Annotated in this window: 20 protein-coding genes and 2 tRNA genes; 18 read left to right on the top strand and 4 right to left on the bottom strand. The window is 73.2% G+C overall.

The features are described 5' to 3' along the window. Positions 1-158: 158 nt before the first annotated feature. From IO40_RS0125330 to obgE, 4 genes are all read left to right on the top strand, one after another. Positions 159-4,967, top strand: coding sequence for an Rne/Rng family ribonuclease (locus tag IO40_RS0125330; RefSeq protein ID WP_031176196.1), 4,809 nt, complete (start codon positions 159-161; stop codon positions 4,965-4,967). Positions 4,968-5,294: 327 nt separating this feature from the next. Continuing rightward, the gene (gene rplU, locus IO40_RS0125335; protein ID WP_016468953.1) at positions 5,295-5,618 is read left to right on the top strand and encodes a 50S ribosomal protein L21; all 324 of its coding nucleotides are present in this window, start codon (positions 5,295-5,297) and stop codon (positions 5,616-5,618) included. A 13-nt stretch (positions 5,619-5,631) separates the two neighbouring features. Continuing rightward, positions 5,632-5,889: a 50S ribosomal protein L27 gene (gene rpmA, locus IO40_RS0125340; protein ID WP_016468952.1), complete on the top strand. Its 258-nt coding sequence runs from the start codon at positions 5,632-5,634 to the stop codon at positions 5,887-5,889. Positions 5,890-6,047: 158 nt separating this feature from the next. Then, entirely contained in the window at positions 6,048-7,496 is a 1,449-nt protein-coding gene (gene obgE, locus IO40_RS0125345) for a GTPase ObgE (protein ID WP_016468951.1), read from the top strand. A 133-nt stretch (positions 7,497-7,629) separates the two neighbouring features. Here obgE and IO40_RS0125350 read toward each other — a convergent pair whose 3' ends face one another. Together IO40_RS0125350 and IO40_RS0125355 are read right to left on the bottom strand one after the other, a co-directional pair. Continuing rightward, the gene (locus tag IO40_RS0125350) at positions 7,630-8,883 is read right to left on the bottom strand and encodes a phospholipase D-like domain-containing protein (RefSeq protein WP_031176197.1); all 1,254 of its coding nucleotides are present in this window, start codon (positions 8,881-8,883) and stop codon (positions 7,630-7,632) included. A 269-nt stretch (positions 8,884-9,152) separates the two neighbouring features. Further along, positions 9,153-11,246 carry a hypothetical protein gene (locus tag IO40_RS0125355; protein WP_016468949.1) on the bottom strand — a complete coding sequence of 698 codons (2,094 nt, stop codon included), beginning with the start codon at positions 11,244-11,246 and terminating at the stop codon, positions 9,153-9,155. Positions 11,247-11,649: 403 nt separating this feature from the next. Between IO40_RS0125355 and proB the strand changes: the two genes are divergently transcribed. From proB to IO40_RS0125380, 5 genes are all read left to right on the top strand, one after another. Beyond that, on the top strand, positions 11,650-12,756 hold the full coding sequence (gene proB / locus IO40_RS0125360; RefSeq protein WP_031176198.1) for a glutamate 5-kinase: 1,107 nt from the start codon (positions 11,650-11,652) through the stop codon (positions 12,754-12,756). 233 nt (positions 12,757-12,989) lie between these two features. Continuing rightward, positions 12,990-13,364, top strand: a complete 375-nt coding sequence (locus IO40_RS0125365; RefSeq protein WP_225841818.1) for a hypothetical protein — start codon at positions 12,990-12,992, stop codon at positions 13,362-13,364. Between the two features lie 192 nt (positions 13,365-13,556). Further along, entirely contained in the window at positions 13,557-14,837 is a 1,281-nt protein-coding gene (locus IO40_RS0125370) for a glutamate-5-semialdehyde dehydrogenase (RefSeq protein ID WP_016468946.1), read from the top strand. Positions 14,838-14,949: 112 nt separating this feature from the next. After that, positions 14,950-15,612 (top strand): SCO2584 family spore wall biosynthesis protein, encoded by a 663-nt coding sequence (locus tag IO40_RS0125375; protein ID WP_033229722.1) that lies wholly within the window; start codon positions 14,950-14,952, stop codon positions 15,610-15,612. A 227-nt stretch (positions 15,613-15,839) separates the two neighbouring features. Next, complete coding sequence (locus tag IO40_RS0125380; protein ID WP_031176201.1) at positions 15,840-16,961, top strand: SCO2583 family membrane protein; 1,122 nt, start codon at positions 15,840-15,842, stop codon at positions 16,959-16,961. Positions 16,962-17,083: 122 nt separating this feature from the next. Here IO40_RS0125380 and IO40_RS0125385 read toward each other — a convergent pair whose 3' ends face one another. Beyond that, positions 17,084-18,178, bottom strand: a complete 1,095-nt coding sequence (locus IO40_RS0125385) for a M48 family metallopeptidase (RefSeq protein WP_016468943.1) — start codon at positions 18,176-18,178, stop codon at positions 17,084-17,086. Between the two features lie 231 nt (positions 18,179-18,409). Between IO40_RS0125385 and IO40_RS38035 the strand changes: the two genes are divergently transcribed. From IO40_RS38035 to IO40_RS0125420, 8 genes are all read left to right on the top strand, one after another. Continuing rightward, positions 18,410-18,577: a hypothetical protein gene (locus tag IO40_RS38035; RefSeq protein ID WP_016468942.1), complete on the top strand. Its 168-nt coding sequence runs from the start codon at positions 18,410-18,412 to the stop codon at positions 18,575-18,577. A gap of 72 nt (positions 18,578-18,649) precedes the next feature. Continuing rightward, positions 18,650-19,294 (top strand): nicotinate-nucleotide adenylyltransferase, encoded by a 645-nt coding sequence (gene nadD, locus IO40_RS0125395; RefSeq protein WP_016468941.1) that lies wholly within the window; start codon positions 18,650-18,652, stop codon positions 19,292-19,294. Then, positions 19,291-21,183 carry an LCP family protein gene (locus IO40_RS0125400; protein ID WP_031176202.1) on the top strand — a complete coding sequence of 631 codons (1,893 nt, stop codon included), beginning with the start codon at positions 19,291-19,293 and terminating at the stop codon, positions 21,181-21,183. The genes nadD and IO40_RS0125400 overlap by 4 nt, the downstream gene beginning before the upstream one ends. Positions 21,184-21,337: 154 nt before the next feature. Next, entirely contained in the window at positions 21,338-21,790 is a 453-nt protein-coding gene (gene rsfS / locus IO40_RS0125405) for a ribosome silencing factor (protein ID WP_031176203.1), read from the top strand. Beyond that, positions 21,787-22,440 (top strand): histidine phosphatase family protein, encoded by a 654-nt coding sequence (locus IO40_RS0125410; RefSeq protein ID WP_030408511.1) that lies wholly within the window; start codon positions 21,787-21,789, stop codon positions 22,438-22,440. The genes rsfS and IO40_RS0125410 overlap by 4 nt, the downstream gene beginning before the upstream one ends. A gap of 89 nt (positions 22,441-22,529) precedes the next feature. Beyond that, positions 22,530-22,602, top strand: a tRNA-Ala gene (locus IO40_RS0125415). A gap of 570 nt (positions 22,603-23,172) precedes the next feature. Then, positions 23,173-23,367 carry a hypothetical protein gene (locus tag IO40_RS39890; protein ID WP_078565664.1) on the top strand — a complete coding sequence of 65 codons (195 nt, stop codon included), beginning with the start codon at positions 23,173-23,175 and terminating at the stop codon, positions 23,365-23,367. Positions 23,368-23,374: 7 nt separating this feature from the next. After that, complete coding sequence (locus tag IO40_RS0125420) at positions 23,375-23,608, top strand: hypothetical protein (protein WP_016468937.1); 234 nt, start codon at positions 23,375-23,377, stop codon at positions 23,606-23,608. On the opposite strand, the gene IO40_RS0125425 is transcribed toward IO40_RS0125420, so the two are convergent. Then, positions 23,587-25,140 (bottom strand): glycosyltransferase 87 family protein, encoded by a 1,554-nt coding sequence (locus IO40_RS0125425; protein WP_174500710.1) that lies wholly within the window; start codon positions 25,138-25,140, stop codon positions 23,587-23,589. The genes IO40_RS0125420 and IO40_RS0125425 overlap by 22 nt on opposite strands. Here IO40_RS0125425 and IO40_RS0125430 point away from each other — a divergent pair. Further along, positions 25,108-25,180, top strand: a tRNA-Ala gene (locus IO40_RS0125430). The genes IO40_RS0125425 and IO40_RS0125430 overlap by 33 nt on opposite strands. The last annotated feature ends 235 nt before the right edge of the window (positions 25,181-25,415 follow it).

Consider the following 25,415-nt stretch of genomic DNA (forward strand, 5'->3'; position numbering starts at 1 on the left):
GACTTTCGCCGAAGCCAGGCCCCGAGGGCCGGAACCGGCGAGTGAGACAACAGCTCCCGTGCGGCGCCCGCGCCCCCGGAGAGCGCCCCGCCCCCCGGGCGGGCCGCCCCGGACAGAACGAGCACGGCGCCCGGGAGCGTGACGGGAGAACCGCCCGCATGCTCGAACCAACTGAATCCAACGAGGCAGAGACCGCCATCGGCGGGACGGCCCACCCCGGCGGCTCGGCCGTCGAGTCCGGCACCGTCGCCGGCGGCGGCGACGCCTCGGCACCGCAGCCGGCCGGAGATGCGCCGGGCACCCCCAGCGACACCCTGCCGCCGCGCCGTCGGCGCCGCGCCGCCAGCCGTCCCGCGGGCCCGCCCGCCGCGGCCGGGGCCACCGCGGAGGAGACGGCGACCGTGCGCGACAGTGCGGCCGGCGCCCCGCAGCCCGAGCCGGCCGGCCAGGACGAGGCCCCGGGCCGGGCCACCGAGGCCGCCGCCGACATCGCCCCGGCGCCTGCCGCCCGTACCCGCCGCCGGGCCACCCGTAAGGCGACGGCTCCGGCCGGTTCGCCCCCGCCCGCGGAGCCGGACAGCGGTCCGGTGAGCGCGGAGCAGACGGTGCCGGCCACCCCGGCGCCCGACGCCGGTGAGCCCGCCGCCACCACTCCTTCCGGCGATGCGGCTGCGGAGGAGCCCAAGCCCCGTACCCGCCGCCGGGCCACCCGTAAGGCGACGGCCCCGGCCGGTTCGCCCGCGCCGGCCGAGCCCGCCGAGGAGAGCTCCGGCAGCGAGGGCGAGGCCGGTGAGGCCGGGACGGCGAAGACCCGCACCCGTCGTAAGGCGGCGCCGGCCGCCCCGGCAGCGGAGGCGGCCACCTCCGAGGAGGGGGCGGCCACCGAGGAGCAGCCCGCGCCGCGTGCCCGTACCCGCCGCCGGGCCACCCGCGACACCTCCGCGCCCGCCGCGGAGCCGGCGCAGGACGCGGAGCAGCCCGCCGCCGAGGCTGAGGCCGAGGAGTCCAAGCCCCGTACCCGGCGCCGCGCCACCTCCCGCAAGAGCGCCGAGGCCGCGCAGGAGACGCCGTCGCAGCCGGCGGAGGGCCAGGGCGCCGAGCAGTCCGCGCCGGCCGAGGCAGCCGCCGAGGCCCCGTCCGGTGGCCGTACCCGGCGCCGGGCCACCCGTGCCGCCTCCGCGCCGGCTGCCGAGGCCGAGGGTGCCGGTGAGGCGGCTGCATCCGCCACGGCGGAGGAGAGCGAGGCGCCCGCCAGTGAGGCGCCCGCCCGTACCCGGCGGCGCGCGACCCGCAAGGGCGCCGAGGACAAGAGCGCCGGCAAGCCCGGCAAGAGCACTGACGAGGCCGCCGGCACGGCTGCCGTCGCCGCGTCCGGCGAGCAGCCGGAGGAGCAGCAGGGCTCGACCGGCAAGGCCGCCAAGGGCAGCAAGGCCGCCAAGGCCGGGAAGCCGGGCAAGGCCGCCGAGTCCGACCAGGCGGCGGGCGAGACCGGGGCCGCCGAAGCGGAGGCCGCGCGGGAAGAGGCCGCCGGCCAGGAGCAGGCCCCCGCAGGCCAGCGGCGCCGGGGCGGCCGTCCGCGTGTGGCCAAGGGCTTCGAGGCGCCGCCCGCGCCGGCCAAGCCCGCCGCGGGCGCTGCGGAGCCCGAGGAGGAGACGCCCGGCGGTCGCCGCAAGCGGCCGATGCCGCCCATGGCGGTCTTCCAGGCACCTGTCTTCGCCGAGCCCGCCTTCCAGACCCCGCAAAGCGCCGCCGCTGCGGCCGAGGCCGAACGCCGTGCCGAGGCCGAGGCGGACGAGGCGGAGGAGACCGAGGCCGAGGAGACGACCGGTTCCGAGGGCGCCGAGGAGGAGACGGGCGGCACCTCGCGCCGTCGCCGTCGCCGCCGCGCCGAACCGGCGGAGCAGGCCCCCGCCCGGGACGAGCGGGAGGACGAGACCGCCCAGGAGACCGGCACGGACGAGGGCGCCGACACCGAGGGTGCCGAGACCGAGGGCGAGGAGGCCCACGCGGGCGACCGTCCGGCGCGGCGTCGCCGCCGGGGCGGCCGTCGCCGTCGCCGCGGGGAGCTCGCGGAGCAGGCCGAGCAGGAGGAGCAGACCGGCGCCGAGGAGCGGGAGTCCCGTTCCGAGGAGGCCGACGAGCAGGCCGGGGGCGAGGAGCCGGAGGCCGCCGGTGCGGGCGGCGACGAGGGGGAGACCGGCGCGGCCGGTGCGCCCTCGACCAGCAGCTCGCGGCGTCGCCGTCGGCGCCGTCGCCGCTCGGGTGACGCGGAGGCGGCCACCACCAGCGAGACGGTCACCTCGGACGACCCGGAGCGCACCGTCGTCAAGGTCCGTGAGCCGCGCAAGAAGAAGGACGAGCCCACCGACGAGGTGCAGGCCATCAAGGGCTCGACGCGGCTGGAGGCCAAGAAGCAGCGCCGCCGCGAGGGCCGTGAGCAGGGCCGGCGGCGGGTGCCGATCATCACCGAGGCGGAGTTCCTCGCCCGCCGCGAGGCCGTCAAGCGCGAGATGATCGTCCGGCAGAGCGGTGAGCGTACGCAGATCGCCGTGCTGGAGGACGACGTGCTGGTGGAGCACTTCGTCAACAAGGAGCAGTCCACCTCGTACGTCGGCAATGTGTACCTGGGCAAGGTGCAGAACGTCCTGCCGTCGATGGAGGCCGCGTTCGTCGACATCGGCAAGGGCCGCAACGCCGTGCTGTACGCGGGCGAGGTCAACTTCGAGGCGCTGGGCATGGCGGGCGGCCCGCGCCGGATCGAGACGGCGCTCAAGTCCGGCCAGCCGGTGCTGGTGCAGGTGACCAAGGACCCGATCGGCCACAAGGGCGCCCGGCTGACCAGCCAGGTCTCGCTGCCGGGCCGCTACCTGGTCTATGTGCCCGAGGGCTCCATGACGGGCATCAGCCGCAAGCTGCCGGACACCGAGCGCTCGCGGCTCAAGCAGATCCTCAAGCGGGTCGTCCCCGAGGACGCGGGCGTGATCGTGCGCACCGCGGCCGAGGGCGCCAGCGAGGACGAGCTGCGCCGGGACGTGGAGCGGCTGCAGGCGCAGTGGGAGGACATCCAGAAGAAGGCCCAGAAGGGCAACGCGCCCACGCTGTTGTACGGCGAGCCGGACATGACCGTCCGGGTGGTGCGGGACATCTTCAACGAGGACTTCTCCAAGGTCATCGTCAGCGGTGACGAGGCGTGGGAGACCATCCACGGCTATGTCTCGCACGTGGCGCCCGATCTGAGCGACCGGCTCCAGAAGTGGACCTCGGACGTCGACGTCTTCGCCACGTACCGCATCGACGAGCAGCTCGCCAAGGCGCTGGACCGCAAGGTGTGGCTGCCCAGCGGCGGCTCGCTGGTGATCGACCGCACCGAGGCGATGGTGGTCGTCGACGTCAACACCGGGAAGTTCACCGGCCAGGGCGGCAACCTGGAGGAGACGGTCACCAGGAACAACCTGGAGGCGGCCGAGGAGATCGTGCGCCAGCTTCGGCTGCGCGACCTGGGCGGCATCATCGTCATCGACTTCATCGACATGGTGCTGGAGTCCAACCGCGATCTGGTGCTGCGCCGGCTGCTGGAGTGCCTGGGCCGGGACCGTACGAAGCACCAGGTGGCGGAGGTCACCTCGCTGGGTCTGGTGCAGATGACCCGTAAGCGGGTCGGGCAGGGGCTGCTGGAGGCGTTCTCCGAGCAGTGCGTGCACTGCAACGGCCGTGGCGTGATCGTCCACCTGGACCAGGCCACCGCGCCCGCCGGCGGCGGCAAGAAGGGCAAGAAGGGCCGCGGCAAGGGCGAGACCAAGCCCGAGCCGAAGGCCGAGACCAAGCCCGAGGCCAAGGCGGAGGCGAAGGCCGAGCCCGGGACCGCGGGTGAGGAGAAGCCCGAGGGCGGCAAGGGCAGGGACAAGGGCAAGGGTGCCCGGCCGGGGCCGCAGGCCGCGGCCCAGCCGGTGCCCGAGCCGGAGCCGTCGCCCGCGACCGCGCCCGCCGCAGCCGCGGTGGAGCCCGCCGAGACGGCCGCCGCGGCAGCCGAGCTGACGGCGCCGCCTGCCGCGCCCGTGGAGTTCGTCCCGGACGAGGAGCTGTTCAACAGCGCCGCCGAGGCGGAGGCCGCCGCCACCGCGGCCCGCGGCCGGCTGCGCCGCCGGGGCAGCCGCAAGGCCAGTGCCCCCGCCGGCTCGCCGCGTGGGGCGGCGGGCGTACCCGCCGAGGTCGTCGAACCGGCCGCTCCGCAGGCCGCCGCTGCCGAGGAGCAGGCGGAGACCGCAGCCGGGGCGGCCACCGGTCCGGTGGCCGAGGCCGCCCCGGTGACGGGTGCCGCCGCCCAGCCCGCGGGGCAGCCCGAGCCCGCCGGGGAAGCCGCGGCGCAGGGGCCCAGGTCCCGGCGCCGGGCGACCCGGAAGGTGACGGCTCCGGCCGGATCGCCGCGGGCGGCCGACGACACCGCCGCGGTCCTGGTCGTCCCGGCCGACGAGCAGGCAGCCGCACCGGCTCCCGCCGCCTCCGAACAGACCGGCGGGGAGGTCGTCACCGATGTGGCGCCGGTAAGGCCGCGCCGCCGGGTGACCCGCTCGGTCACCACGACGGCCCCCGCCTCGGACGCCGAGCAGGCCGCCGCCGCGGCGCCCGCTCCGGCACCGGTGCCCGAGCAGGAGCAGGAGCAGGCGGCTGCGCCGGCTCCCGAGGGCGAGGCCGAGGCCGCGGCACCGGCCAAGAAGACCGCCAAGAAGGCGGCCAAGGCCACGAAGTCGGCGAAGACCGCGAAGTCGGCGAAGACCGCCAAGTCGGCCACGAAGGCGACCGCCAAGAAGGCCGCGACGAAGACCGCCGCCAAGAAGACGACGGCCAAGAAGACGACGGCGAAGAAGGCGACCGCCAAGAAGGCCACGAAGAAGACCACGGCCAAGAAGACGGCAGCCGCCGAGCAGGAGGGTTCGTCGTCGGTGTCGGCACCGTCCGGCGACGAGTGACCCGGCGCGTGTCCGGGGGCGGCCCGTTCCGCCCCCGGACACGGCCCGGCCCCGGTACGCCCGGCCCGGCCCCGGTACGCCCGGCCCGGCCCCGGTACGCCCGGCCCGGCCCCGGTACGCCCGGCCCGGCCCCCGGGCAGGCCACAGGGCCGGATGGGGTAACCTAGAGCGTCGGCGTGCCGTATGCAGGGCAGGCCGCTCCTGAGCAACTACCTCCCGCTCCGGTGGGAGAGGCCGTCCAGTCCTCATGGATCAGGTCCGCGCCTCGCGCGGACGGTGGGCGGCTGGCGTCAGGGGCTCCGTTTTCCGAGCGAGAGAGAGTTCCGCGTGTACGCGATCGTGCGCACCGGCGGACGCCAGCAGAAGGTCTCTGTGGGCGACGTCATCGAGGTTGACCGTATTTCTGACAGCAAGGTCGGCGACACCGTCGAGCTCTCGACCCTGCTCGTCGTCGACGGTGACGCGGTCACCAGCGACCCGTGGGTCCTGGCGGGCGTGAAGGTCCAGGCCGAGGTGGTGGACCACCACAAGGGCGACAAGATCCGGATCCAGAAGTACAAGAACAAGACCGGGTACAAGAAGCGCATCGGCCACCGCCAGCTGCACACCGCGCTGAAGGTCACCGACATCCCCGCCCCGGCCAAGAAGTAAGGACTGAGGAGAGATGGCACACAAGAAGGGCGCATCGTCCACCCGGAACGGTCGCGACTCCAACCCGCAGTACCTGGGCGTGAAGCGCTTCGGCGGTCAGCTCGTCAACGCGGGTGAGATCCTGGTCCGCCAGCGCGGCACCCACTTCCACCCGGGCAAGGGCGTCGGCCGCGGCGGCGACGACACCCTGTTCGCGCTGGACGCCGGTGCGGTGCAGTTCGGCACCCACCGTGGCCGCAAGGTCGTGAACATCGTTCCGGCTGCTCAGTAAGCAGCGGGACGGCACACTCACTCACTCCGAGGGCGGACCTCCTCTTCCGTACGTACGCGGTCGCGTGACGTACGGGAAGCGGGTCCGCCCTCGGTGCGTTCGAATGACAGACAGCACCATCACCACGTTCGCCACAGCACGCCGGGAGGCACACCCCTATGACCACCTTCGTGGACCGCGTCGAGCTGCACGTCGCCGCGGGTAACGGTGGGCACGGCTGCGCCTCCGTGCACCGGGAGAAGTTCAAGCCGCTCGGCGGACCCGACGGCGGCAACGGCGGGCGCGGCGGCGATGTCGTCTTCGTCGTCGACCCGGATGTGACCACGCTCCTCGACTACCACCACAGCCCGCACCGCAAGGCCACCAACGGCCGTCCCGGCGAGGGCGGCCACCGCTCCGGGCAGGACGGCAAGGACCTGGTGCTGCCGGTCCCGGACGGCACCGTCGTGCTCGACCGGAACGGGGAGGTGCTGGCCGACATGGTCGGCGCCGGCACCACCTTCATCGCCGGCCGCGGCGGCCGGGGCGGCCTCGGCAACGCCGCGCTGGCCTCCGCCCGCCGCAAGGCGCCCGGCTTCGCGCTGCTGGGCGAGCCCGGCGAGGCCCGGGACGTGGTGCTGGAGCTCAAGACGGTCGCCGATGTGGCGCTCGTCGGCTACCCCAGCGCCGGCAAGTCCTCGTTGATCTCGGTGCTCTCCGCGGCCAAGCCGAAGATCGCCGACTACCCGTTCACCACCCTGGTGCCGAACCTGGGCGTCGTCACCGCCGGTGCCGGCGTCTACACCATCGCGGACGTACCCGGGCTGATCCCGGGCGCCAGTGAGGGCCGGGGGCTCGGGCTGGAGTTCCTGCGGCACGTCGAGCGGTGCTCCGTCCTCGTGCACGTACTGGACTGCGCCACCCTGGAGACCGACCGCGACCCGGTCAGCGACCTGGACGTCATCGAGGCGGAGCTGGCCCGCTACGGCGGTCTTGAGGACCGTCCCCGGGTGGTCGTCCTCAACAAGACGGACATCCCCGAGGGCAAGGACCTGGCCGACATCATCCGGCCCGATCTGGAGGCACGCGGCCTGCCCGTCTTCGAGGTGTCCGCCGTCTCCCGGCAGGGCCTCAAGGAGCTGTCCTACGCCCTGGCGGGCCTCGTGGACGAGGCCCGCGCGGCCCGCCCAGTGGAGCAGGCCACCCGCGTCGTCATCCGGCCCAAGGCGGTGGACGACACCGGCTTCACGGTGACCCGCGTCGAGGAGGGCCTCTTCAGGGTTCGCGGCGAGAAGCCGGAGCGCTGGGTGCGGCAGACCGACTTCAACAACGACGAGGCCGTCGGCTACCTCGCCGACCGGCTCGCCCGTCTCGGGGTCGAGGACGAACTCCTCAAGGCCGGTGCCCGCGAGGGTGACGGCGTCGCCATCGGCGACGAGGAGAACGCCGTCGTCTTCGACTGGGAGCCCACCATGGTCAGCGGCGCCGAGATGCTCGGCCGCCGGGGCGAGGACCACCGGTTCGAGGCTCCCCGTCCCGCCGCCCAGCGCCGCCGCGACCGTGAGGCCGAACGCGCGGAGCGGGAGGCCATGGACGAGTACCAGGGTTTCGACCCCTTCGAGGGCTGACCGGGAACCGGCCCGGCGCACTCCGGACCGGCCCGGCGGACTCCACCGCCGGGCCGGAACTTTTCCGGGGCCGTCTTCCGGGTCCGTCCTCCCGGGGCCCGTCCTCCCGGGGCGCGCTGCCCGTGTCCGGCCGTCAGTGCTCCGGCTGGGGACTGACCCCCTTGCAGCGGGGGGTGTCGTCGTGGACGCCGGGGACGGCCGAGGCCCGCAGCGCGCGGAAGCGCTGGAGGTAGGCGTCGTGGACGGCGGGCGAGTCCACCTTCAGCAGCGTCTCGTCGTTCTTGGTGAGGGCGGGGCCGGAGTAGTTGTGGCTGCCGGTCCACACCAGTGCGCGCCGGGCACCGGCGTAGCGGCCGGTGATCAGCAGGGTCTTGGAGTGCACGACCTGGCGCGAGGTGCCCGGGTCGCCGTCGTCGTCGTAGTGCAGGCACCGCACGGTGGGGCCGCCGGGCTGGTGCAGGGTCTCCCAGGTGCCCGGGGAGCCGGTGCTGTCCGCGCTGTCGGTCTCCGCGTAGACGATGTCCACCGCGCAGCCCTGCCGCTGGAGCGAGCGGAGCCGGTCGGCGACGGCCTGCCGGGTGAGCTTGAACATGGCCAGCCGGACGGCGGTGCGGTGCTCGCCCTGTGCGTCGCGCCAGCGGCAGGTGACGTTGTCGAGGATTCCGGTCACGGTGTCCCCGCCGTGCGGTCGCGGGAAGAAGTAGCCGGTGTAGGGGCCGGCGGTCCGGCGGGTGTAGCGCCAGGCGCGCCAGTCGGCCTTGGCGACGGCGTCGAAGTACCGGCTGTAGGCGGTGTACGTCCCCGTGTGCGCGACGACGAGCGCGTCGTTCCAGAACTTGCTGTAGCTGCCGCTCGACAGGTTGGAGGACGTCTGCACCACGACGTTTCTCAGGCCGCCGGTGTCCGAGAAGAGCCAGAACTTGTTGTGCGCGATGGAGGCGCCGGCGGCCGGGTCGCCCAGGCAGGAGCGGTTCTTGGGACAGAGCCCGACGAAGGACCGTTTCCTCCGGTCGGTGCCCAGTGCCTTGCGCAGGATCCCGTAGGACGTGCTGGAGGGCATGGAGCTGACGCTGGACTCGTCCAGCATCACCTGGACGTTGACGCGACGTTTCTTCGCGGTGTGCGCCCCTGCCAGCGCACGCGCGATCCCGGCGTCCCAGAAGTGGTACAGGGCCACCTTGACGGTCGAGCGGGGCGCGGCGCCCTTGATACGGGTCAGCAGGGCGCTGCGGATGGCGCGCTGCTGGGCACGGGTGCCGTCCGGCTGGTTGAAGACCGGGCCGGTGCGCGGGGCGGCGGTCTGCGCGTGGGCGGGCGTGGTGAGGGGGAGCCCCGCGGCGAGCAGCAGCGCGGCGAGGGGTGGTGCGGCGGCTTGCAGGCGTGACAACTGTGTCCCTCCGGGCGGATGGGGCGGACTGGCCGCAAGCGAGCGTAGGTATGTAAGACGTTCCTACTCAGCCGGTTCCTGACCTGCCCGGCCCGCCGTGTTGCTGGTGTGACGCAGGTATACGGAAGGGCCCCGGGAGGCGAATCATCCTCCCGGGGCCCCACACCTTCACGCGCTTCCGTGCGCCGTCACACGCACCGTGCGCCGCCCGAACGAGTGAACCGTGCTGTGCCGCACCTCACACGGGGCGGCGCGGCGCGGCGTCGTCCTCACGTCGTGACCGCGTCCTCCGGGTCGGCGGCACCCGGCGCCTCCAGCTCGGACTCCTCGGCCCCCTGGTTCGTCTCCCGCTGGCCGGGGATCTCGGCCGTACGCCGCGCGACGCGCGCGTTGCGGGCGTCCGCCTCCGCGGCCAGCTTGAGCGCCGCGGCGTTGAACCGGACCAGCGAGGGCGGGTCGGAGGGACCCAGCAGATGCCGCTTGAGCTCCTTGCGCGCCTGCACCAGGGTGTCCTTGGCCGGATCGCGCACCGTCTCCAGCAGCGCCGGGACCTGCTTCGCGTCGGGCGTGAGCACCGTACCGGCCCGAACGGTCGGGAAGGTCGCCCGGAACTCCTCCTCGGTCATCCCGCTGGTGTTGGCCACCGCGTACGGCTTCTCGCTGCTCAGGTAGTCCGAGACGACGGAGGAGACGTCCGAGATCAGCAGGTCGGCCTGGTTGAAGCAGGTGAAGATCGCCGGCCGGGGGCCGGTGATGATCTGGTGCTCCGACTCGGGAAAGGAGGCCCAGTAGGCGGCCTCCCACGCCTCGGTCGCGGCGCGCACCCGGTCGGCGTTGCCCTCCTCCGGGGCGCCCTGGACCTTCATCCGCTCCATCTCGTCCGCACTGGCACGGAACGCGGTGGTCGTGACCCGGTCCAGCTCCGCCGTGCGGCGCTCCAGCTCAGCCACGGCCTCCGCGTCGCGCCGGCCGCTGCCGCGCTCGGCGTTGGCCTGCGTGATCATGGCGCGGATGCGCTGGTCGGCGGCGCCCGCCCGGGGGTCGACCGAGCCGGTCATCGGGTGCGGCTTGTACAGCAGGCGGACCTTCGGGTCGGCCAGCAGGTGCCGGACGATGTTCTCACCGGCGAGCACCACCGAGGTGTTGCCCGGGTTGCCGTCCCAGCCCTCCCAGGTGGGGGCGTACAGCACGGTCGTGTACGCGCTGCGGGGGGCGGCTGCCCGCTCGTCGGCGTGCTGGATGGGGCTCAGCTGGGGACGGCCGACCTCGACCACGTCGTTGTCGTCCACGCCCACCTCGGCGAGCGCGTACCGCTCGCGGGCCGCCTCACCGGCCACCCACACCTCGTCGTACGCCTTGGCGTACGGGTTGCAGGAGGAGAGCTTGTCCGACTCACCGTGGTTGATGAAGGCGTGCTTGATGGTGGGGATGCGCAGCACCTGGGAGGTCTTGCCGGAGTTCGCCGGGTGGATCAGCACCCGCAGCGTGGAGTGCTCCAGCCGCATGAGGTGGGCGACCTTGGGGATGCACACGATCGGGATGTCGGTGGCGTCGATCTTCTGCACCATGAAGCGTTCCCGCAGCACGATCAGCGGCCGGCCGTCGAGGTCCGCCAGGGTGCCCAGCCACATGTTGGCCTGGTAGGCGCTGGTCGTCCCGCCGGAGAAGTACATGCCGACGGTCGGCCGGTAGTCGGCCAGCCACTTGTCGAGCCAGGCCAGCACCTCCTGCTCGCTCCTGGCGCGCTTCTTCGGCAGCAGCCAGGTGGCCAGGTAGAAGGCGCTGCCGAGCGACAGCAGGAACGAGCAGCCCACGCCGACCAGGCCCCACTCCTGCTGGGAGAGGCCCGCGGTGAGCATCAGCCCGAGGGTGCCGGGGATGGAGAAGCGCAGCAGCCGGCGGCTGGGCTGCCGGGCGAGCAGCCGGGAGGGCGCGTTGGTGAGGTTGAGCGCGGTCGCGTCGATGTTGCGGGTGACGACCGGCAGGGTGCGGCTGCGGCGGACGAGCTGGGCCACCGCCTGGCACAGGAAGTGCGCGGCGTAGACGAAAAGCAGCAGCAGGGTCAGCGGACGTTCGATGTCCGGCGGGACGTCGGGGATCCGGACCAGTCCGATGACGATCAGCATGTCGCGCAGCAGCTGTCTCGTCGTGACGTCGAAGCGGACCTTCCCGAGGAGCGCCAGCAGCCCCGGCTGCTGGTGTGTCAGGTACAGGTCGAGCGCGAGGCCCGCCAGCGAGGCGGTGACGAAGACGGGCACGTTCGGCAGCAGTGCGCCCGCCAGCTGTGCGGTGTAGAACACCGCCAGCGCGAGCAGCGCCGCGAGCTGCACGGCGCGTCGTGTGGAGAGTCCGGCAGAGGGCACGGGCTGGGCTCCTGGCATGGAGATCGAAGGTCTGCTGAAGGGGTGGCCGGTGACGGTGGCCAGAGTCGACCCCTGACCGTATGCCGCCCGCGGGTCAAGTGACAATCTTCCCCGGCCCGGGATACGTGCTTACGGGGTCAAAGGTAACCATCCTCACCCGTCCACCGAGCGAAACGGATGAGCGTCCCGGACCAGCGCTGACGTAGATTGCGACGGAGGATCCGTGGCGGACACACCGGTTCGCGGGCGCACAGCCGCGCCCCGTCCCACGCCGCGGCGGGCACGGTACGAGGGGTGCGTAACGGGCGTGGCAGGGCAGACGGCACAGGGGCGCGGGACGGGCACCGCGCGGCAGCGGACCGAGCAGACGGTCACCCAGGGTGAGGGACAGGAGCGGCGGGCGGTGGCCGAGGCGCGCCGCGTCGTCGTCAAGGTCGGCTCCTCCTCGCTGACCACCGCCGCCGGCGGGCTGGACGCCGACCGGGTGGACGCCCTCGTCGACGTCCTCGCCACCCACGCCGCCCGCCCCGACCGCGAGATAGTGCTGGTCTCCTCCGGCGCCATCGCCGCCGGCCTGGCGCCGCTGGGCCTCACCAAACGGCCCCGCGACCTCGCCCGCCAGCAGGCCGCCGCCAGTGTCGGCCAGGGGCTGCTGGTGGCCCGCTACACCGCGTCCTTCGCCCGTTACGGCCGCCGCGTCGGCCAGGTGCTGCTCACCTCCGACGACACCAGCCGCCGCGCCCACTACCGCAACGCATACCGCACCCTCGACCAGCTGCTGACCATGGGCGCCGTGCCCGTCGTCAACGAGAACGACACGGTGGCCACCGACGAGATCCGCTTCGGGGACAACGACCGCCTCGCCGCCCTCGTCGCCCATCTGGTCCGCGCCGACCTCCTCGTCCTCCTCTCCGACGTCGACGGGCTCTACGACGGCAATCCGGCCACCCCCGGCACCCGGCGCATCGGCGAGGTGCGCGGCCCGGCCGAGCTGGAGGGCATCGACATCGGCAGCGCGGGCAGTGCCGGGGTGGGCACGGGCGGCATGGTCACCAAGGTGGAGGCCGCGGGCATCGCGGCCGGGGCGGGCATCCCGGTGGTGCTCACCTCCGCCGTGCACGCCGCCGACGCGCTGGCCGGGCGCGGGACGGGCACCTATTTCCACCCCACCGGGCGGCGGGCGGCCGGACGGCTGCTGTGGCTGGCGCACGCCTCCGCGCCCACCGGCGCGCTCACCCTCGACGACGGCGCCGTCCGCGCCGTGGTGGACCGCCGCACCTCGCTGCTGCCCGCCGGCATCGCCGGGGTCGAGGGAGAGTTCTCGGCCGGCGACCCGGTGGAGCTGCGCGACTCCGAGGGCCGCGCGGTCGCCCGCGGGCTGGTGAACTTCGACGCAAGAGAGCTGCCCCGGCTGCTGGGCCGCTCCACGTACGAGCTGGCCAGGGAGCTGGGCCCGGCCTACGAGCGCGAGGTCGTCCACCGTGACGATCTGGTGGTGCTGCGCCCCTGAGCACACCGGCCGGCTCGTACGTGTGGGCGGTGCCGTACCCGGGCGGCGGGGAAAAAGTCCAGCCTTTCCATGGACACCTTCGGCAAAACCGCCCCGCGCGGGCGCCCGGACTGGTCAACTTTGACTCGGGCGGTGCGCGCGGCACGTGCACTCGCACGTGCACGCGCCCTCCTCGCCGCACACACCAGCACCACTCCAGGAGGCCACCGGTGAGACGACTGGCCAGCGTCGACATGGCGTCTTCTCCCCAGCCCGAGGAACGAGCCGCATCCCGGCTCTGGCACATCACGCTCAGCGTCGCCGGCCAGGAGGCGCCGCTGGGCGAGGTGCGGCGCGCGCTGGAACAGCTCGCCCACGACCACCCGTTCCTGCTCACCAGCCGGTACGCCAACGACCACGCGGAGATCCGCTACTGGGAGGAGGCGCGCGACCTGCACGACGCCGCCGCCGTGGCACTGCGGCTGTGGGGCGAACACCGGTCCACAGCGAGACTGCCGCCCTGGGAGATCGTCGGCCTGGAGGTCATCGGCCGCCGGACCTACCAGCAGCGCGTCGCCGAGGGCTACGGCCCCCCGCCCGCCAGCCGGGTCGGAGTGCACCCCTTCTGACCCCGGGACGCACAGCCCGTGGTGATTCCGGTACGCATGGCCGGTACGGCCGGTACTGATCACCGGAGGCACAGCCCCCGGCATGGGGCCGCAGCCCCCAGCATGGGGCCGCAGCACCCGGCGTAGGCGGCTGCCGGAGGCGTCCCGCAGCCCGTGAGACGCCGGGGCGCCACCGCACGCGCCCCGGCTACCATGCGCGCCATGAGCGCACCCCAGACCACGGACAGCCCCGTCCTCGAAGCGGCCCGCCGCGCGCGGACGGCGGCGGCCGACCTCGCTCCGGCACCCCGCACCCTGCGCGACGCGGCCCTCGCGGCGATCGCCGACGCGCTCACCGCGCGCACCGACGAGATCGTCACCGCCAACGCCGAGGACGTCTCGGCGGCCCGCGCCGCGGGCACCCCCGAGTCGGTCGTCGACCGGCTCACCCTCACCCCCGAGCGGGTCGCGGCCATCGCCTCGGACGTGAGGGACGTGATCGCCCTCCCCGACCCGGTGGGCGAGGTGCTGCGCGGCTCGACGCTCCCCAACGGGCTGGAACTGCGCCAGGTCCGCGTCCCCCTCGGGGTCGTCGGCATCATCTACGAGGCGCGCCCCAACGTGACCGTGGACGCGGCGGCCCTCTGCCTCAAGTCGGGCAACGCCGTGCTGCTGCGCGGCTCCTCCTCGGCGCACGCCTCCAACACCGCGCTGGTGGCGGTGCTCCGCGACGCGGTGACCGAGGCGGGGCTGCCGGCCGACGTCGTCCAGCTCGTACCCGGACAGAGCCGGGAGAGCGTCACCGAGCTGATGCGCGCCCGCGGCCTGGTGGACGTCCTCATCCCGCGCGGCGGCGCCTCGCTGATCAAGACGGTGGTCGAACAGTCCACGGTGCCGGTCATCGAGACGGGCACCGGTAACTGCCACGTGTACGTGGACGAGCGGGCCGACCTGGAGACCGCGCTGGCCATCCTCGTCAACTCCAAGGCCCAGCGGCCCAGCGTCTGCAACGCCGCCGAGACGGTCCTGGTGCACGAGGGCATCGCCGACGCCTTCCTCCCGCGCGCCCTGGACGCGCTTGCCCAGGCCGGCGTCACCGTGCACGGGGACAAGGCGTGGCAGCAGGCCGGCGGCGAGACGGTGGTGCCCGCGACCGACGACGACTGGGCGGCCGAGTACCTCTCCTACGACATCGCCGCCGCCGTCGTCCCCTCGCTGGACGCCGCCGTCGAACACATCCGGACGCACTCCTCCGGCCACACCGAGGCGATCGTCACCACCGACACCGCGGCGGCCCGCCGCTTCACCGCACTGGTGGACTCCGCCGCCGTCATGGTCAACGCCTCCACACGGTTCACCGACGGATCGCAGTTCGGCTTCGGCGCGGAGATCGGCATCTCGACGCAGAAGCTGCACGCCCGCGGCCCCATGGGACTGCCGGAGCTGACCTCCACGAAGTACGTGGTCACCGGGGACGGGCACATCCGCCGCTGAACCCCGGGGCACCGGGCGGGGCGGGGCCGGCACCGCGGGGTGGGGGAGGGATTTCCCGCCCGATTTCCGCTGGCCCTGCCCAAATCGCCCGCCTGGGTCTACGCTGGATCGCGTGCCGGACGACGTGGGGGGTCAGCCGTTCCCGGACGGCGAGGAGCCCGAGTACCGCGACCACGGGGCAGCGGACGACGAGTTCGCGTCCGTGGTGCTCGACGAGGACTTCGTACGGGCGGCCGAGGTCCACGAGCCCAGCGCGGCCGAGCGCATACTCGCCTCCGCCCAGTCCCACGCCGAGCTGACGGAAGGCGACAGCCAGCGCCTCCTCGACGAGAGCGCCGGTTACGCCCGCGCCAAGCAGGACTTCCCGCCCGACGATCCGGCGGACGACGAGCCCTGCTTCGACGACGACCCGGAGGACGAGGGGCGCTTCGACCGCTCCGAGTACCGCGAGTACGGCCCGCACGGCGTGCCCCCCGAGTTGGAGCCGGCCTACGAGCACGGGGCGGACTTCGGTTACCTGCACGGTGCCCACGGCCCCCGCGCGGGCGGCGGAGGACGCCCCTACCGGGGCCACCGCAGCTGGCAGCGGCCCGTCGCCTGGGTGCTCGCCGTGGTGATGGGGATCGGCGTGGTGGCGCTGGCCTTCTCCGCCGTCTACCGCGGCGCCTCCAACCAGCGCCAGGAGCCCGCGCCGCCACCCGCCACCAGCGGTGTGGAGCCGACGAGCGAACCGGACGCGCTGCCGAGCGTCTCCGCCGGCACCCCCGGCGGCTGAGGACCCCGCGTCAGCGGGCACACCGGGGCACGCCGGTCGCCGTACCGCGTACACCGCCGGAGCCGTCGGTGCGGACCGCCGCGTCCGTCCGCGCGCACCGCCGGGTCCGTCCACGCCACCCTCGGCGGACCGGCCGGGCCGGCGTAGGAGAACAGCCCGCCGGCCATCCGGCAAGTTGTCCGGGACCACGCCGTCTGCGTTCCCCCGCCCGGTCCTACCCTGGTGCTATGGCCGGGCGAGTGGATCCTCCTGACGGGATGCCCGACGGGGCTCCCGGGGGCGACGACGAATACCGATCACTGGTGTTCGACGAGTCGTTCATCAAGGCTGCGCGGCTCCAGGAGTTCTCCGCCAAGGAACGGCTGGAGGACGAGGAGCACGCCGCTGTCCGCGCCCGTTCGGATGCCGAGCGGGAGGGCCGGGCGGCGCTGGGCTTCTCCCGGCAGGGCCTCGTCCTGGTGCTGCTCATCGTGATCGCCTTCGGCACGGCCATCTACATGGGCATACGCAACCCCTACCGGACCCCGCCGCGGGCCGGTGACGAACCGTTGCGCAGCGAGGTCATGCCGCTGGCGCCCGTCGATCCCGTACCGGGCGCCACCCCGGCCGATCTGTTCGCGCACAGCCCGGCCGCGCGCTTCGCGAAAGGGGCCGACGGGGTGACGCTGCCGGCCCCCGTCCGGGGCAGCGACCACTTCTCCGAGAGCCAGGTCCAGGCCGCGCTGCTGGCGGCCAAGGACTACATCGTGGAGAGCTCCATCGACCCCGAGGTGCTCACCGGCGCCGTGCAGCCCGTCCGGGCCCTGCTCGCCCCCCGTCAGCAGCGGCAGTTCGACCGCAGCGTGAACGACCCCCGCGACGACGGGAAGCACGCGGCGACGGCCTGGATGGTCCGCTTCGACCGGGCCAGGGCCGTACTGGCCAGCGACCAGGTGCGGGTGCGGGGCACCCTCACCGCCCAGGAGGTCGCCACCAACGCGCTGGAGGTCACCGCCGACCACGTCTTCGTCTACGCCCTGCGCCCCACCGAAGCCGGCCGGGGGAAGGACGCCGACAAGGCGGCCTCCCTCTTCTCCGTACGCCGGGAGGTGCGCTTCCACATCGAGCGCTCCGACCTCCAGGACCACCGGGTCTCACTGCGGCAGGTCTCCATGCGGGTCGGGCCGATGAACTGCGGCGAGGACCCCTCGGACACGCTCAGCCCCCTGCTGGCCGGTGAGCGGGCCAAGGACGCGGGCAAGGCGGGGACCGACCCGTTCGCGCGGGGCAGGTCCACCGCCTCGATGTGCGGCCTGCTGGCGGCCGACGCCCAGCCGAAGCCGGCGCACCCCGCCCGCCAGGAGGGCTGAGCAGCCCGCCTGCCGCGGCGCCGCCGTCCGGACGGGCTCGACAGCGCGGGGCCGTACACGGTGTGCGTACACGGTGACGGCCCGCGCCGCGGAGTGCCGCGGGGCGGGCCGTCGGCGGGGGTTCAGTTCTCCGTGTTCGAGCTGCCGTTCGCGCCGCCGCCGGAGCCGCCCTGGCCGCCGCCCGGGTTCCGGCCGCCCGTGAAGGTGTCGCGCAGCTTGCTGCCCACGTCCCCGACGCCGCCCGCGATGTCGCGGAAGATGCCCATCAGCGGGTCCTTGCTGGTGCGCACCGACTCCGAGTAGTGGTCGGCGGACTCGCGGAAGGAGTCCCGTATCGAGGCGTCCTTGTCCTCCGAGCGCCGGGGGTAGTGGCCGTCCATGATCCGCTGGTGGTCGCGGCTGGCCGCCCACTTCTTCAGCTCCGCCGCCCGCACGGTGGTGAACGGGTGCGAACGCGGCATCACGTTCATGATCTTCAGGACGGAGTCGCGGACGTCGCCGCCCGCCTCGTACTCCTCGGCCTGTGCCAGGAACGCGTCCACGTTCATCTCGTGCAGGTGGTTGCCGCCCGCCAGCTTCATCAGGCCGCGCATCGACGCCTGGAGGTCCTGACCCACCAGCAGCCCCGCCCGGTCGGCGGACAGTTCCGACTTGCGGAACCACTCGCGCAGCGCCACCATCAGCGCCCGCACCGCGACACTGCCCAGCGGGATCCAGGCGATGTTGACGGCGAGGTTCGACAGGAACAGCAGTACCGTCCGGTAGACGGCGTGGCCCGAGAGCGCGTGCCCGACCTCGTGGCCGATCACCGCCCGCATCTCCTCCTCGTCGAGCAGCTCGACCAGGCCGGTGGTGACCACGATGACCGGCTCGTCCATGCCCACGCACATCGCGTTGGGCTTCGGGTCCTGGGTGACGTACATCGGCGGGACCTTCTCCAGGTCCAGGATGTAACAGGCGTCCCGCAGCATCGCGTTGAGGTGCGCGAACTGCTGGTCGCTGACCCGCACCGAGTCGGAGAGGTACAGCAGCCGCATGCTGCGCTCCGGCAGCAGCCCGCTGAGCGCCTTGACGGCCGTGTCGAAGCCGCTCAGCTTGCGCAGCGACACCAGTGCCGAGCGATCGGTCGGGTGTTCGTACGCCCGGGACGAGATGCCCGGGAAGCGCCGCCTCTCGCGGCCCGGCAGGCGCTCCGTACCGCCCGTGCCGTCTGTCATGGTGGTTCCCCCTCCTCGACTGGGCTGTCCACACTAGAGGGTGGGACGCGGAGCGGGGCCGTCCCGTTGCGTCCGCCCCCGACGACTCAGCCCGTGTGGGCTGAGTCGGAGTGAGGGGCGCGAGGGGCGCCGCTTACGATGTGCCTGCACAGCTTCACGCCGCACACCCAGTGCGGAGGGGATGTGCGGTACGCCAACTGTCCGCGCCTCACGGGATAGGTTTCGCCGACGATGACTCTGCCCAGCACCGCACACGACGCCCTGCTGACCCTCGCCTCGGGGGGCGAGCACGGCGAGGGCGGTCACGAGAGCCTCAGCCCCTATCTGACGGGCGGGGGCGCGCTCGTGGCGCTCTTCCTGCTGCTGTGGATCACCACGCGCTTCAACCGGGACCGCTGAGCGGACCCGCCCCGGCGCCGGGCCACCGGCCGCAGGACGACACCCGGACGACTAAGGATAGAGTCCGCCCGCATGGGAGAGTACGGCGAGGATTCTGTGCCCGGCACCGCTAAACGGCGGCTCGGCGTGATGGGTGGCACCTTCGATCCCATCCACCACGGTCACCTGGTGGCCGCGAGCGAGGTGGCCGCACGCTTCCACCTGGACGAGGTCGTGTTCGTGCCGGCCGGGCAGCCGTGGCAGAAGAGCCACAGGAAGGTTTCGCCCGCCGAGGACCGCTATTTGATGACGGTCATCGCGACGGCGTCGAACCCGCAGTTCTCCGTCAGCCGCATCGACATCGACCGGGGCGGCAAGACGTACACGATCGACACCCTGCGCGAGCTGGCCGAGGCCAACCCGAAGACGGATCTGTTCTTCATCACGGGTGCCGACGCCCTCTCGCAGATCCTCAGCTGGCGCAACACCGAAGAGCTGTTCTCGCTGGCCCACTTCATCGGCGTCACCCGGCCGGGGCACGCGCTGGCCGACCCGGGGCTGCCCCAGGGCGGCGTCTCCCTGGTGGAGGTGCCGGCGCTCGCCATCTCCTCCACGGACTGCCGGGCACGGGTGGAGCGCGGCGACCCGGTCTGGTATCTGGTCCCCGACGGCGTCGTGCGCTACATCAGCAAGCGCGCGCTGTACACGGGCGGCCCGGAGGGGGAGTCGCGGGCGTGAGCGACGGCTACGGATACGACCCGTACGGACGTCAGCCGGAGATCATCGGTTACGACGAGTACGGCAGGCCCGTCTACCGGCAGGAGACGCCGCAGGACGGTTCCCACCCCGGCGGACAGGGTTACGGCCCCGGCACGGGCGCCTACGACCCGTACGCCTCCGCGCAGCCACCCCAGCAGGGCGGCTACGACCAGGGCGCCTACGACCCGTACGCGGCGCAGAGCGGCACCGGGGAGCAGGGCGGCGCCTACGCACCGCACGGCACCTACCAGGACCCCGCCTCCTACAGCCCGTACGACGCCGCCTCGTACCCGGCGGCCTACGGTCAGCAGCAAGCGCAGCAGCACGGGACCCACGAGGCCACGCAGACGGCCCAGCAGCAGGCGTGGCTGCCCGGACAGGGCCAGTACGGCGAACAGGGGTACGCCGCCGCGCCGCAGGACCCGGGACCGTACGCCGCACAGCAGACCGCGCCGGCGCAGCACACCGCCGAGCCGCAGCCCGCGCAGCACACCGCCGGGCCGTACGCTGCCCAGCCGCATGTACCCGGTCAGCGGAGCGCCGGCCGGCCCGCGGGGGAGCAGCCCGCCGGGGGAGAGCGCGGCCAGGGGGAGGAGACGGCGGGGCAGCAGGGGGAAGAGGGCGACTACCGCACCGAGCAGTTCTCCTTCGTCGAGGAGTCCAGCGACGACTCCGAGGACGTCATCGACTGGCTCAAGTTCACCGAGTCGCGCACCGAACGCCGTGAGGAGGCCCGGCGCCGGGGCCGCAACCGCGTCGTGGCGCTCGTCGTCGTCCTCGCGCTCGTCGTGGCGGGCGGCGTCGGCTACCTGTGGTACGCGGGCATGCTGCCGGGCCTGGGCGGCGGGGACGAGAAGGGCCAGGCGGCGGCGGGCACCCAGCGGGACGTCATCGTGGTGCACCTGCGCGAGCGCGGCGGTACCAGTTCGACGGCGCTGCTGGTGGACAACGAGGGCGCCGGCCAGGGCACCACCGTGCTGCTGCCCAATTCCCTGGCCGTCTCCACGGAGAACGGCACCACCACCACGCTCGGCAAGTCCGTCGACGACCAGGGCGCGGGCCCCACCCGGGACGCGCTGAACACACTGCTGGGCGCGGACATCGAGGGCACTTGGCGCCTGGACACCCCATTCCTGGAGAACCTCGTCGAACTGGTCGGCGGCATCGACGTGGACACCGACACCACCGTGCCCGGCAAGAAGAAGGGTGCCGCGCCCCTGGTCGAACAGGGTGCCGAGCAGAGCCTGAACGGCCGGACCGCCGTCGCCTACGCCACCTACCGGGCGCAGGGCGAACCCCAGGACAAGCAGCTCGCCCGGTTCGGGCAGGTCATGCAGGCCGTCCTCAAGAAGATCTCCACCGATCCGGGCGCCGCGACCAAGACCGTCGAGTCGCTCGGCCAGATCCCCGACCCCTCGCTCTCCGAGTCCCAGCTCGGCGCCTCGCTGGCAAAACTCGCCACCCACGTGAAGAAGGGCGACTACCGCACCCAGGTGCTGCCCGTGCAGCCGAACGGCACGCTGAGCGAGCAGGTCAGCGACCAGGTCGTGGGGAAGGTCCTGGGCGGCAGCGTCAAGAACTCCGACCCCGACGCCGCCCCCCGGGTCAGCGTGAAGAACGCCACGGGCAAGCCCGGCCTGGACAACGCCGCCTCCGCCGCCCTGGTGAACGCCGGCTACACCGTCGTCAAGGGCGGCACGGGCGGTACGCACGCCACCTCGGTGGTCGGGTACGTGAAGGCGGCCCAGCGGGACAAGGCCGTGGAGGTCGCCAAGACACTGGGCCTGCCCGGCAGCGCCGTCCGCAAGGCCGACGGCAGCGGCAACACGGACGTCACCGTGATCCTCGGCGCCGACTACGAAGGGTGACCGGCCCCGGTCCCGCCCGGTCCGCGGCCGGCCACCGGCCGTGGACCGTCCCCTGCCCGCCGGGGTCTGCCGGGCGTGCCGATAAGGGCTGAAGCCCGCCGCGTGGCCGTGAGACCCTGGAATACGACATGTTTCCGATCCGAAAGCCTTGCCTGTGACCGCCACGGACCGTTCCGTCGAGCTGATCAACGTCGCCGCCCAGGCGGCTGCCGACAAGCTCGCACACGACATCGTCGCCCACGACGTAAGCGACGTGCTCGCCATCACCGACGCCTTCCTGCTCGCCTCCGCGCCCAACGACCGCCAGGTCAAGGGCATCGTCGACGAGATCGAGGAGCGGCTGCTCAAGGAGCTGGGCGCCAAGCCCGCACGCCGTGAGGGCGAGCGGGAGGGCCGCTGGGTCCTGCTGGACTACGTCGACATCGTCGTGCACGTCCAGCACAGCGAGGAGCGGGTCTTCTACGCGCTGGAGCGGCTGTGGAAGGACTGCCCCGAGCTGGAGCTGCCCGAGGACGCCCGGGCGACGCGCGGCAAGGCCGCCGAGCACGCGAGCGCCACGGCGGCGGGCGCCGGACAGGGCGATGATCTGGACGGAGGTGTGCGCTGAACGGCACGGGAGCGGTCAGGAACCGCAAGATCGTCCTGTGGCGGCACGGCCAGACGGCCTGGAACCTGGAGCGGCGCTTCCAGGGCACCACGGACATCCCGCTGACCGATGCGGGGCTCGACCAGGCGCGGCGCTCGGCGCGGCTGCTCGCCGCGCTGCGGCCGGACGCCATCGTCGCCTCCGACCTGCGGCGCACGGTCGCCACCGCCGCCGAACTGGCGGCGCTCACCGGGCTCGACGTCACCTACGACGAGGGGCTGCGGGAGACGTACGCGGGCGACTGGCAGGGGCTCACCCACGAGGAGATCGTCGCCCGCTACGGCGAGCAGTACGCCGCCTGGAAGCGCGGTGAGCCGGTCCGGCGGGGCGGCGGCGAGCTGGAGACGGAGGTCGCCGACCGCGCGGCCCCCGTCGTGGAGCGCTGCGCCGAGAAGCTGCCGGACGGCGGCACCCTCGTCGTCGTCAGCCACGGCGGCACCATCCGCACCACCATCGGACGGCTCATCGGCCTGCCGTCGGGCACCTGGGAGGCCCTGGGCGGGCTGTCGAACTGCAGCTGGTCGGTACTGGGCGAGACGGTGCGCGGCTGGCGTCTGCTGGAGCACAACGCGGGCAGCCTGCCCGAGCCGGTGCTCGGCGACGACGACTGAGCCGGGCCGGGCCCCGGCGGCCGATTTCTCATTTCGGCCGGTCACCGGCTAAGCTACTTCTCGTTCGCGGCGCTCCGGCGCCGGAGCGCGGGGCTATAGCTCAGTTGGTAGAGCGCTTGCATGGCATGCAAGAGGTCAGGAGTTCGATTCTCCTTAGCTCCACAGAAACGAGAAACGAGGCGGCTCACGGAAACGTGAGCCGCCTCGTTTTCTGTGTATCGGCATGAGCCCGCTTCTTGCCGCCCCTGGTTCCGTACCGGTGGCGGCCCCGTGCCCGCTCTCCCGCGCCGCACCACGGCAGCCCCCTCGAAGCAGCCGCCGAAGCGGCGTCCTTGGGAAAACGCAGCCGGTCGCCGACGCCTCACGGACGTGCGCTGACGGCGCGTCCACACCCGGCCGCTGCGGGCCGATTGGGCCCGACGGGCCGTCAGCTTCCGTCACAGAGTGGAGGGTTGCGCACTCGCCTCCGCTTCCCTCGAACGGGTGACGGATGGCCGGGGTGCCGTCCGGCATCGGGTGCGGGAGGGCGCTTGCCGCCGCCTCCGCCGCGGGAGCGCGAAACCGCGTGGTGGCCGGGCTGTTGAACCGGGCGCGGACGGGGTAAACGCTCTGACACGGAACGGGCGCACGCTTCCGCCGAAGATCGCTGACCGGGCCTTAGATCGGACGGCGGAACGTGGCAGAATCGTGACGGCTGGGAGGGGGCAGGCCAAAAGGGGAGGGACGAGTGCGATGTCGGCGACGGACCTCGGCCCGGACGGTGCCGAAGACGCGCCCCGTCGGCTCCCACCCCGTCTGGAGCGTCCCGGTGAGGTTTCGGGCAACCTCCAGTGCCCGTCCTGCGGTTCGGCGAACGTCGCCCAAGTGCTCGGCGACAATGGAGGAGTGTCCTACGTGTGCACGGCTTGCGGCCATATCTGGAGCTGAGTGAGCGATGGGTGCCCACAGCAGGAAGTGCGACTGGTGCGGCAGCGGCACCCCGATCGTGCGTGACATGGAGCCGGTCAACACCGCGTACCAGTACTGGTGCGAGGACTGTGCGCGGGCGCTGATCATAAAAGGCGACCCGATCGAGACCTACCGTGAGCTGGACGGTGAGCCGATCTACGGTCGTCTGCTCGAAGCGCACTGCACCTTGAAACGTTTCTACTCCTTCGCCACGGCCTGAGCCGCGGGTGCCGCCGCGGGCGTCGTCCCCGTCTCCGGTGACGTGTGCCGGCGGCGCAGCGCGCGCAGCGCCACCACCGCCGTCAGGACGAGGAACGCCGTCCCGGCCAGCGGATAGGCGGCGGACAGCAGCATCTGCGGTGCGCTCTGGTCGAGTTCGGGAGCGCGGGCCGCGTCCGCGTCGCGCGGTACCCACCACAGCGCGTACGAGAAGAAGACCACGCCGCCCACCGCCGCGGCGCCCAGCCGGCGGCGGCAGCCGTGCCGCTGTGCGTCGGCGCCCAGCAACAGCAGCAGCGGCACGCACCACACCCAGTGGTGCGACCAGGAGATCGGACTGATCAGCAGCGCCGTGACGGCGCAGGCGACGGCCCCCCAGGCGGGCGCGTGCGGCAGGCGCCGCTCGCCGGCCAGGGCAGCCGCCACGGCTGCGCCCAGGCCGAGCACGGCGGCGGCCAGCGCGACGACGGCCCACACCCAGCCGGGGTCCCCGGTGTGCAGCAGCCGGGCGACGGCGCCGCTCAGCGACTGGTTGTCCGTGATCTCCGTCCGGCCGACCCGGCCGGACTGGAAGACCGCCTCGCCCCAGAAGCGCCGCGAGTCGTGCGGCAGTACGAGCGCGGACAGCGCCACGGTCGCCGTGAACGCCGCCGCGGCGACGGCCGCCTGCCGCAGCCAGGGGTTCCACAGGGCGGCGGCCCGCCCGGTGCGGCGCAGCAGCCGGCAGCCGTGCACCAGACCGCACAGGGCGAGGAAGACGGCGAAGAGCGCGGGGGTGAGCTTGATGCCCGCGGCCACCCCGATGCCGACGCCCGCCCAGCGGTGCCCGCTGCGCCGGGTCAGGTCCCACAGCACCAGGACGGCCAGCAGCAGATTGATCTGCCCGTAGCGCAGCGTCGTCCACACCGGCTCGCACCACACGGCCGCCGAGGCGATCAGCAAGGTGGCGGCGGCACGCGGGGCGCGCAGCGGGCGGCCCAGCAGCCGCAGCGTCAGATGGATCACCGCCAGCAGCAGGCCGAGGTTGCCGAAGGTCGCCAGAGCCCGCATCCCGGGCACGTCGAGCAGTGTCAGCGGCAGGAAGAGCAGCGCGGCGAACGGCGGGTAGGTGGTGGGCAGCTCCGCGGCGGTGGCGCGCATGGCGTACAGATCGCGTCCGTCGCGTACGGCCCAGCCCTCGGCGCGGTAGACCATCAGGTCGATCATCGAGACGTCGGCGGTGCGCTGGGCCGCCCAGAAGGCGGCGAAGGAGACCATGCACAGGGCCGCGGCGAGCGTGACCGGCCGTCGCAGCAGATGTGCCCGGAGCGCCTGTGACCTTGTGCGTTCGGCGGTCTGTAGCAACGTGCTCACGGGCCCGACAGTACCGGCCGGCCTGCGCCCCGACCGGCCGCCCGGGCCGCGGGCCGCAGCGGTGAGGGAACCGATTTGGCAGAAGGCGGTGCACCCCGTGTAAGCTGGCGGAGCCGCCGCGGGGAAAACCCCGGCGGACCAGCACTCGGGGCTATAGCTCAGTTGGTAGAGCGCTTGCATGGCATGCAAGAGGTCAGGAGTTCGATTCTCCTTAGCTCCACAGCAGTGAGAGGCGAGGCACCGCGCAGAGCGCGACTGCCTCGCCTCTTCCGTTTCTCATGGAGCCGCCCCCAGGGGTCGGTCGCCTCCAGGATGGGGGTCCGGGGGTGTGCGGTACCCTGTGCCCTATGCGTGCCGTACGCCTTCTGCTTAGCGAGCCGCGCTGAACCACCGCCGGCCCCTCCGTGACGGAGGCGGACCGGAATCGGCGCGGCTCCCCCTCCTGTGCGAGGGGT

Origin of the sequence: Streptomyces albus subsp. albus (genome assembly GCF_000725885.1) — a bacterium.
GTDB classification, from domain to species: Bacteria; Actinomycetota; Actinomycetes; order Streptomycetales; family Streptomycetaceae; genus Streptomyces; species Streptomyces albus.

Bases quoted from the DNA above. Each gene is read 5' to 3' on its own strand.
- obgE (WP_016468951.1), top strand. From the start codon at position 6,048: ATGACCACCTTCGTGGACCGCGTCGAGCTGCACGTCGCCGCGGGTAAC.
- IO40_RS0125380 (WP_031176201.1), top strand. From the start codon at position 15,840: ATGGCCGGGCGAGTGGATCCTCCTGACGGGATGCCCGACGGGGCTCCC.
- rpmA (WP_016468952.1), top strand. From the start codon at position 5,632: ATGGCACACAAGAAGGGCGCATCGTCCACCCGGAACGGTCGCGACTCC.
- IO40_RS0125420 (WP_016468937.1), top strand. From the start codon at position 23,375: ATGGGTGCCCACAGCAGGAAGTGCGACTGGTGCGGCAGCGGCACCCCG.
- nadD (WP_016468941.1), top strand. From the start codon at position 18,650: ATGGGAGAGTACGGCGAGGATTCTGTGCCCGGCACCGCTAAACGGCGG.
- IO40_RS38035 (WP_016468942.1), top strand. From the start codon at position 18,410: ATGACTCTGCCCAGCACCGCACACGACGCCCTGCTGACCCTCGCCTCG.
- IO40_RS0125365 (WP_225841818.1), top strand. From the start codon at position 12,990: ATGGCGTCTTCTCCCCAGCCCGAGGAACGAGCCGCATCCCGGCTCTGG.
- IO40_RS0125370 (WP_016468946.1), top strand. From the start codon at position 13,557: ATGCGCGCCATGAGCGCACCCCAGACCACGGACAGCCCCGTCCTCGAA.
- IO40_RS39890 (WP_078565664.1), top strand. From the start codon at position 23,173: ATGTCGGCGACGGACCTCGGCCCGGACGGTGCCGAAGACGCGCCCCGT.
- IO40_RS0125385 (WP_016468943.1), bottom strand. From the start codon at position 18,178: ATGACAGACGGCACGGGCGGTACGGAGCGCCTGCCGGGCCGCGAGAGG.
- IO40_RS0125425 (WP_174500710.1), bottom strand. From the start codon at position 25,140: ATGCAAGCGCTCTACCAACTGAGCTATAGCCCCGAGTGCTGGTCCGCC.
- IO40_RS0125330 (WP_031176196.1), top strand. From the start codon at position 159: ATGCTCGAACCAACTGAATCCAACGAGGCAGAGACCGCCATCGGCGGG.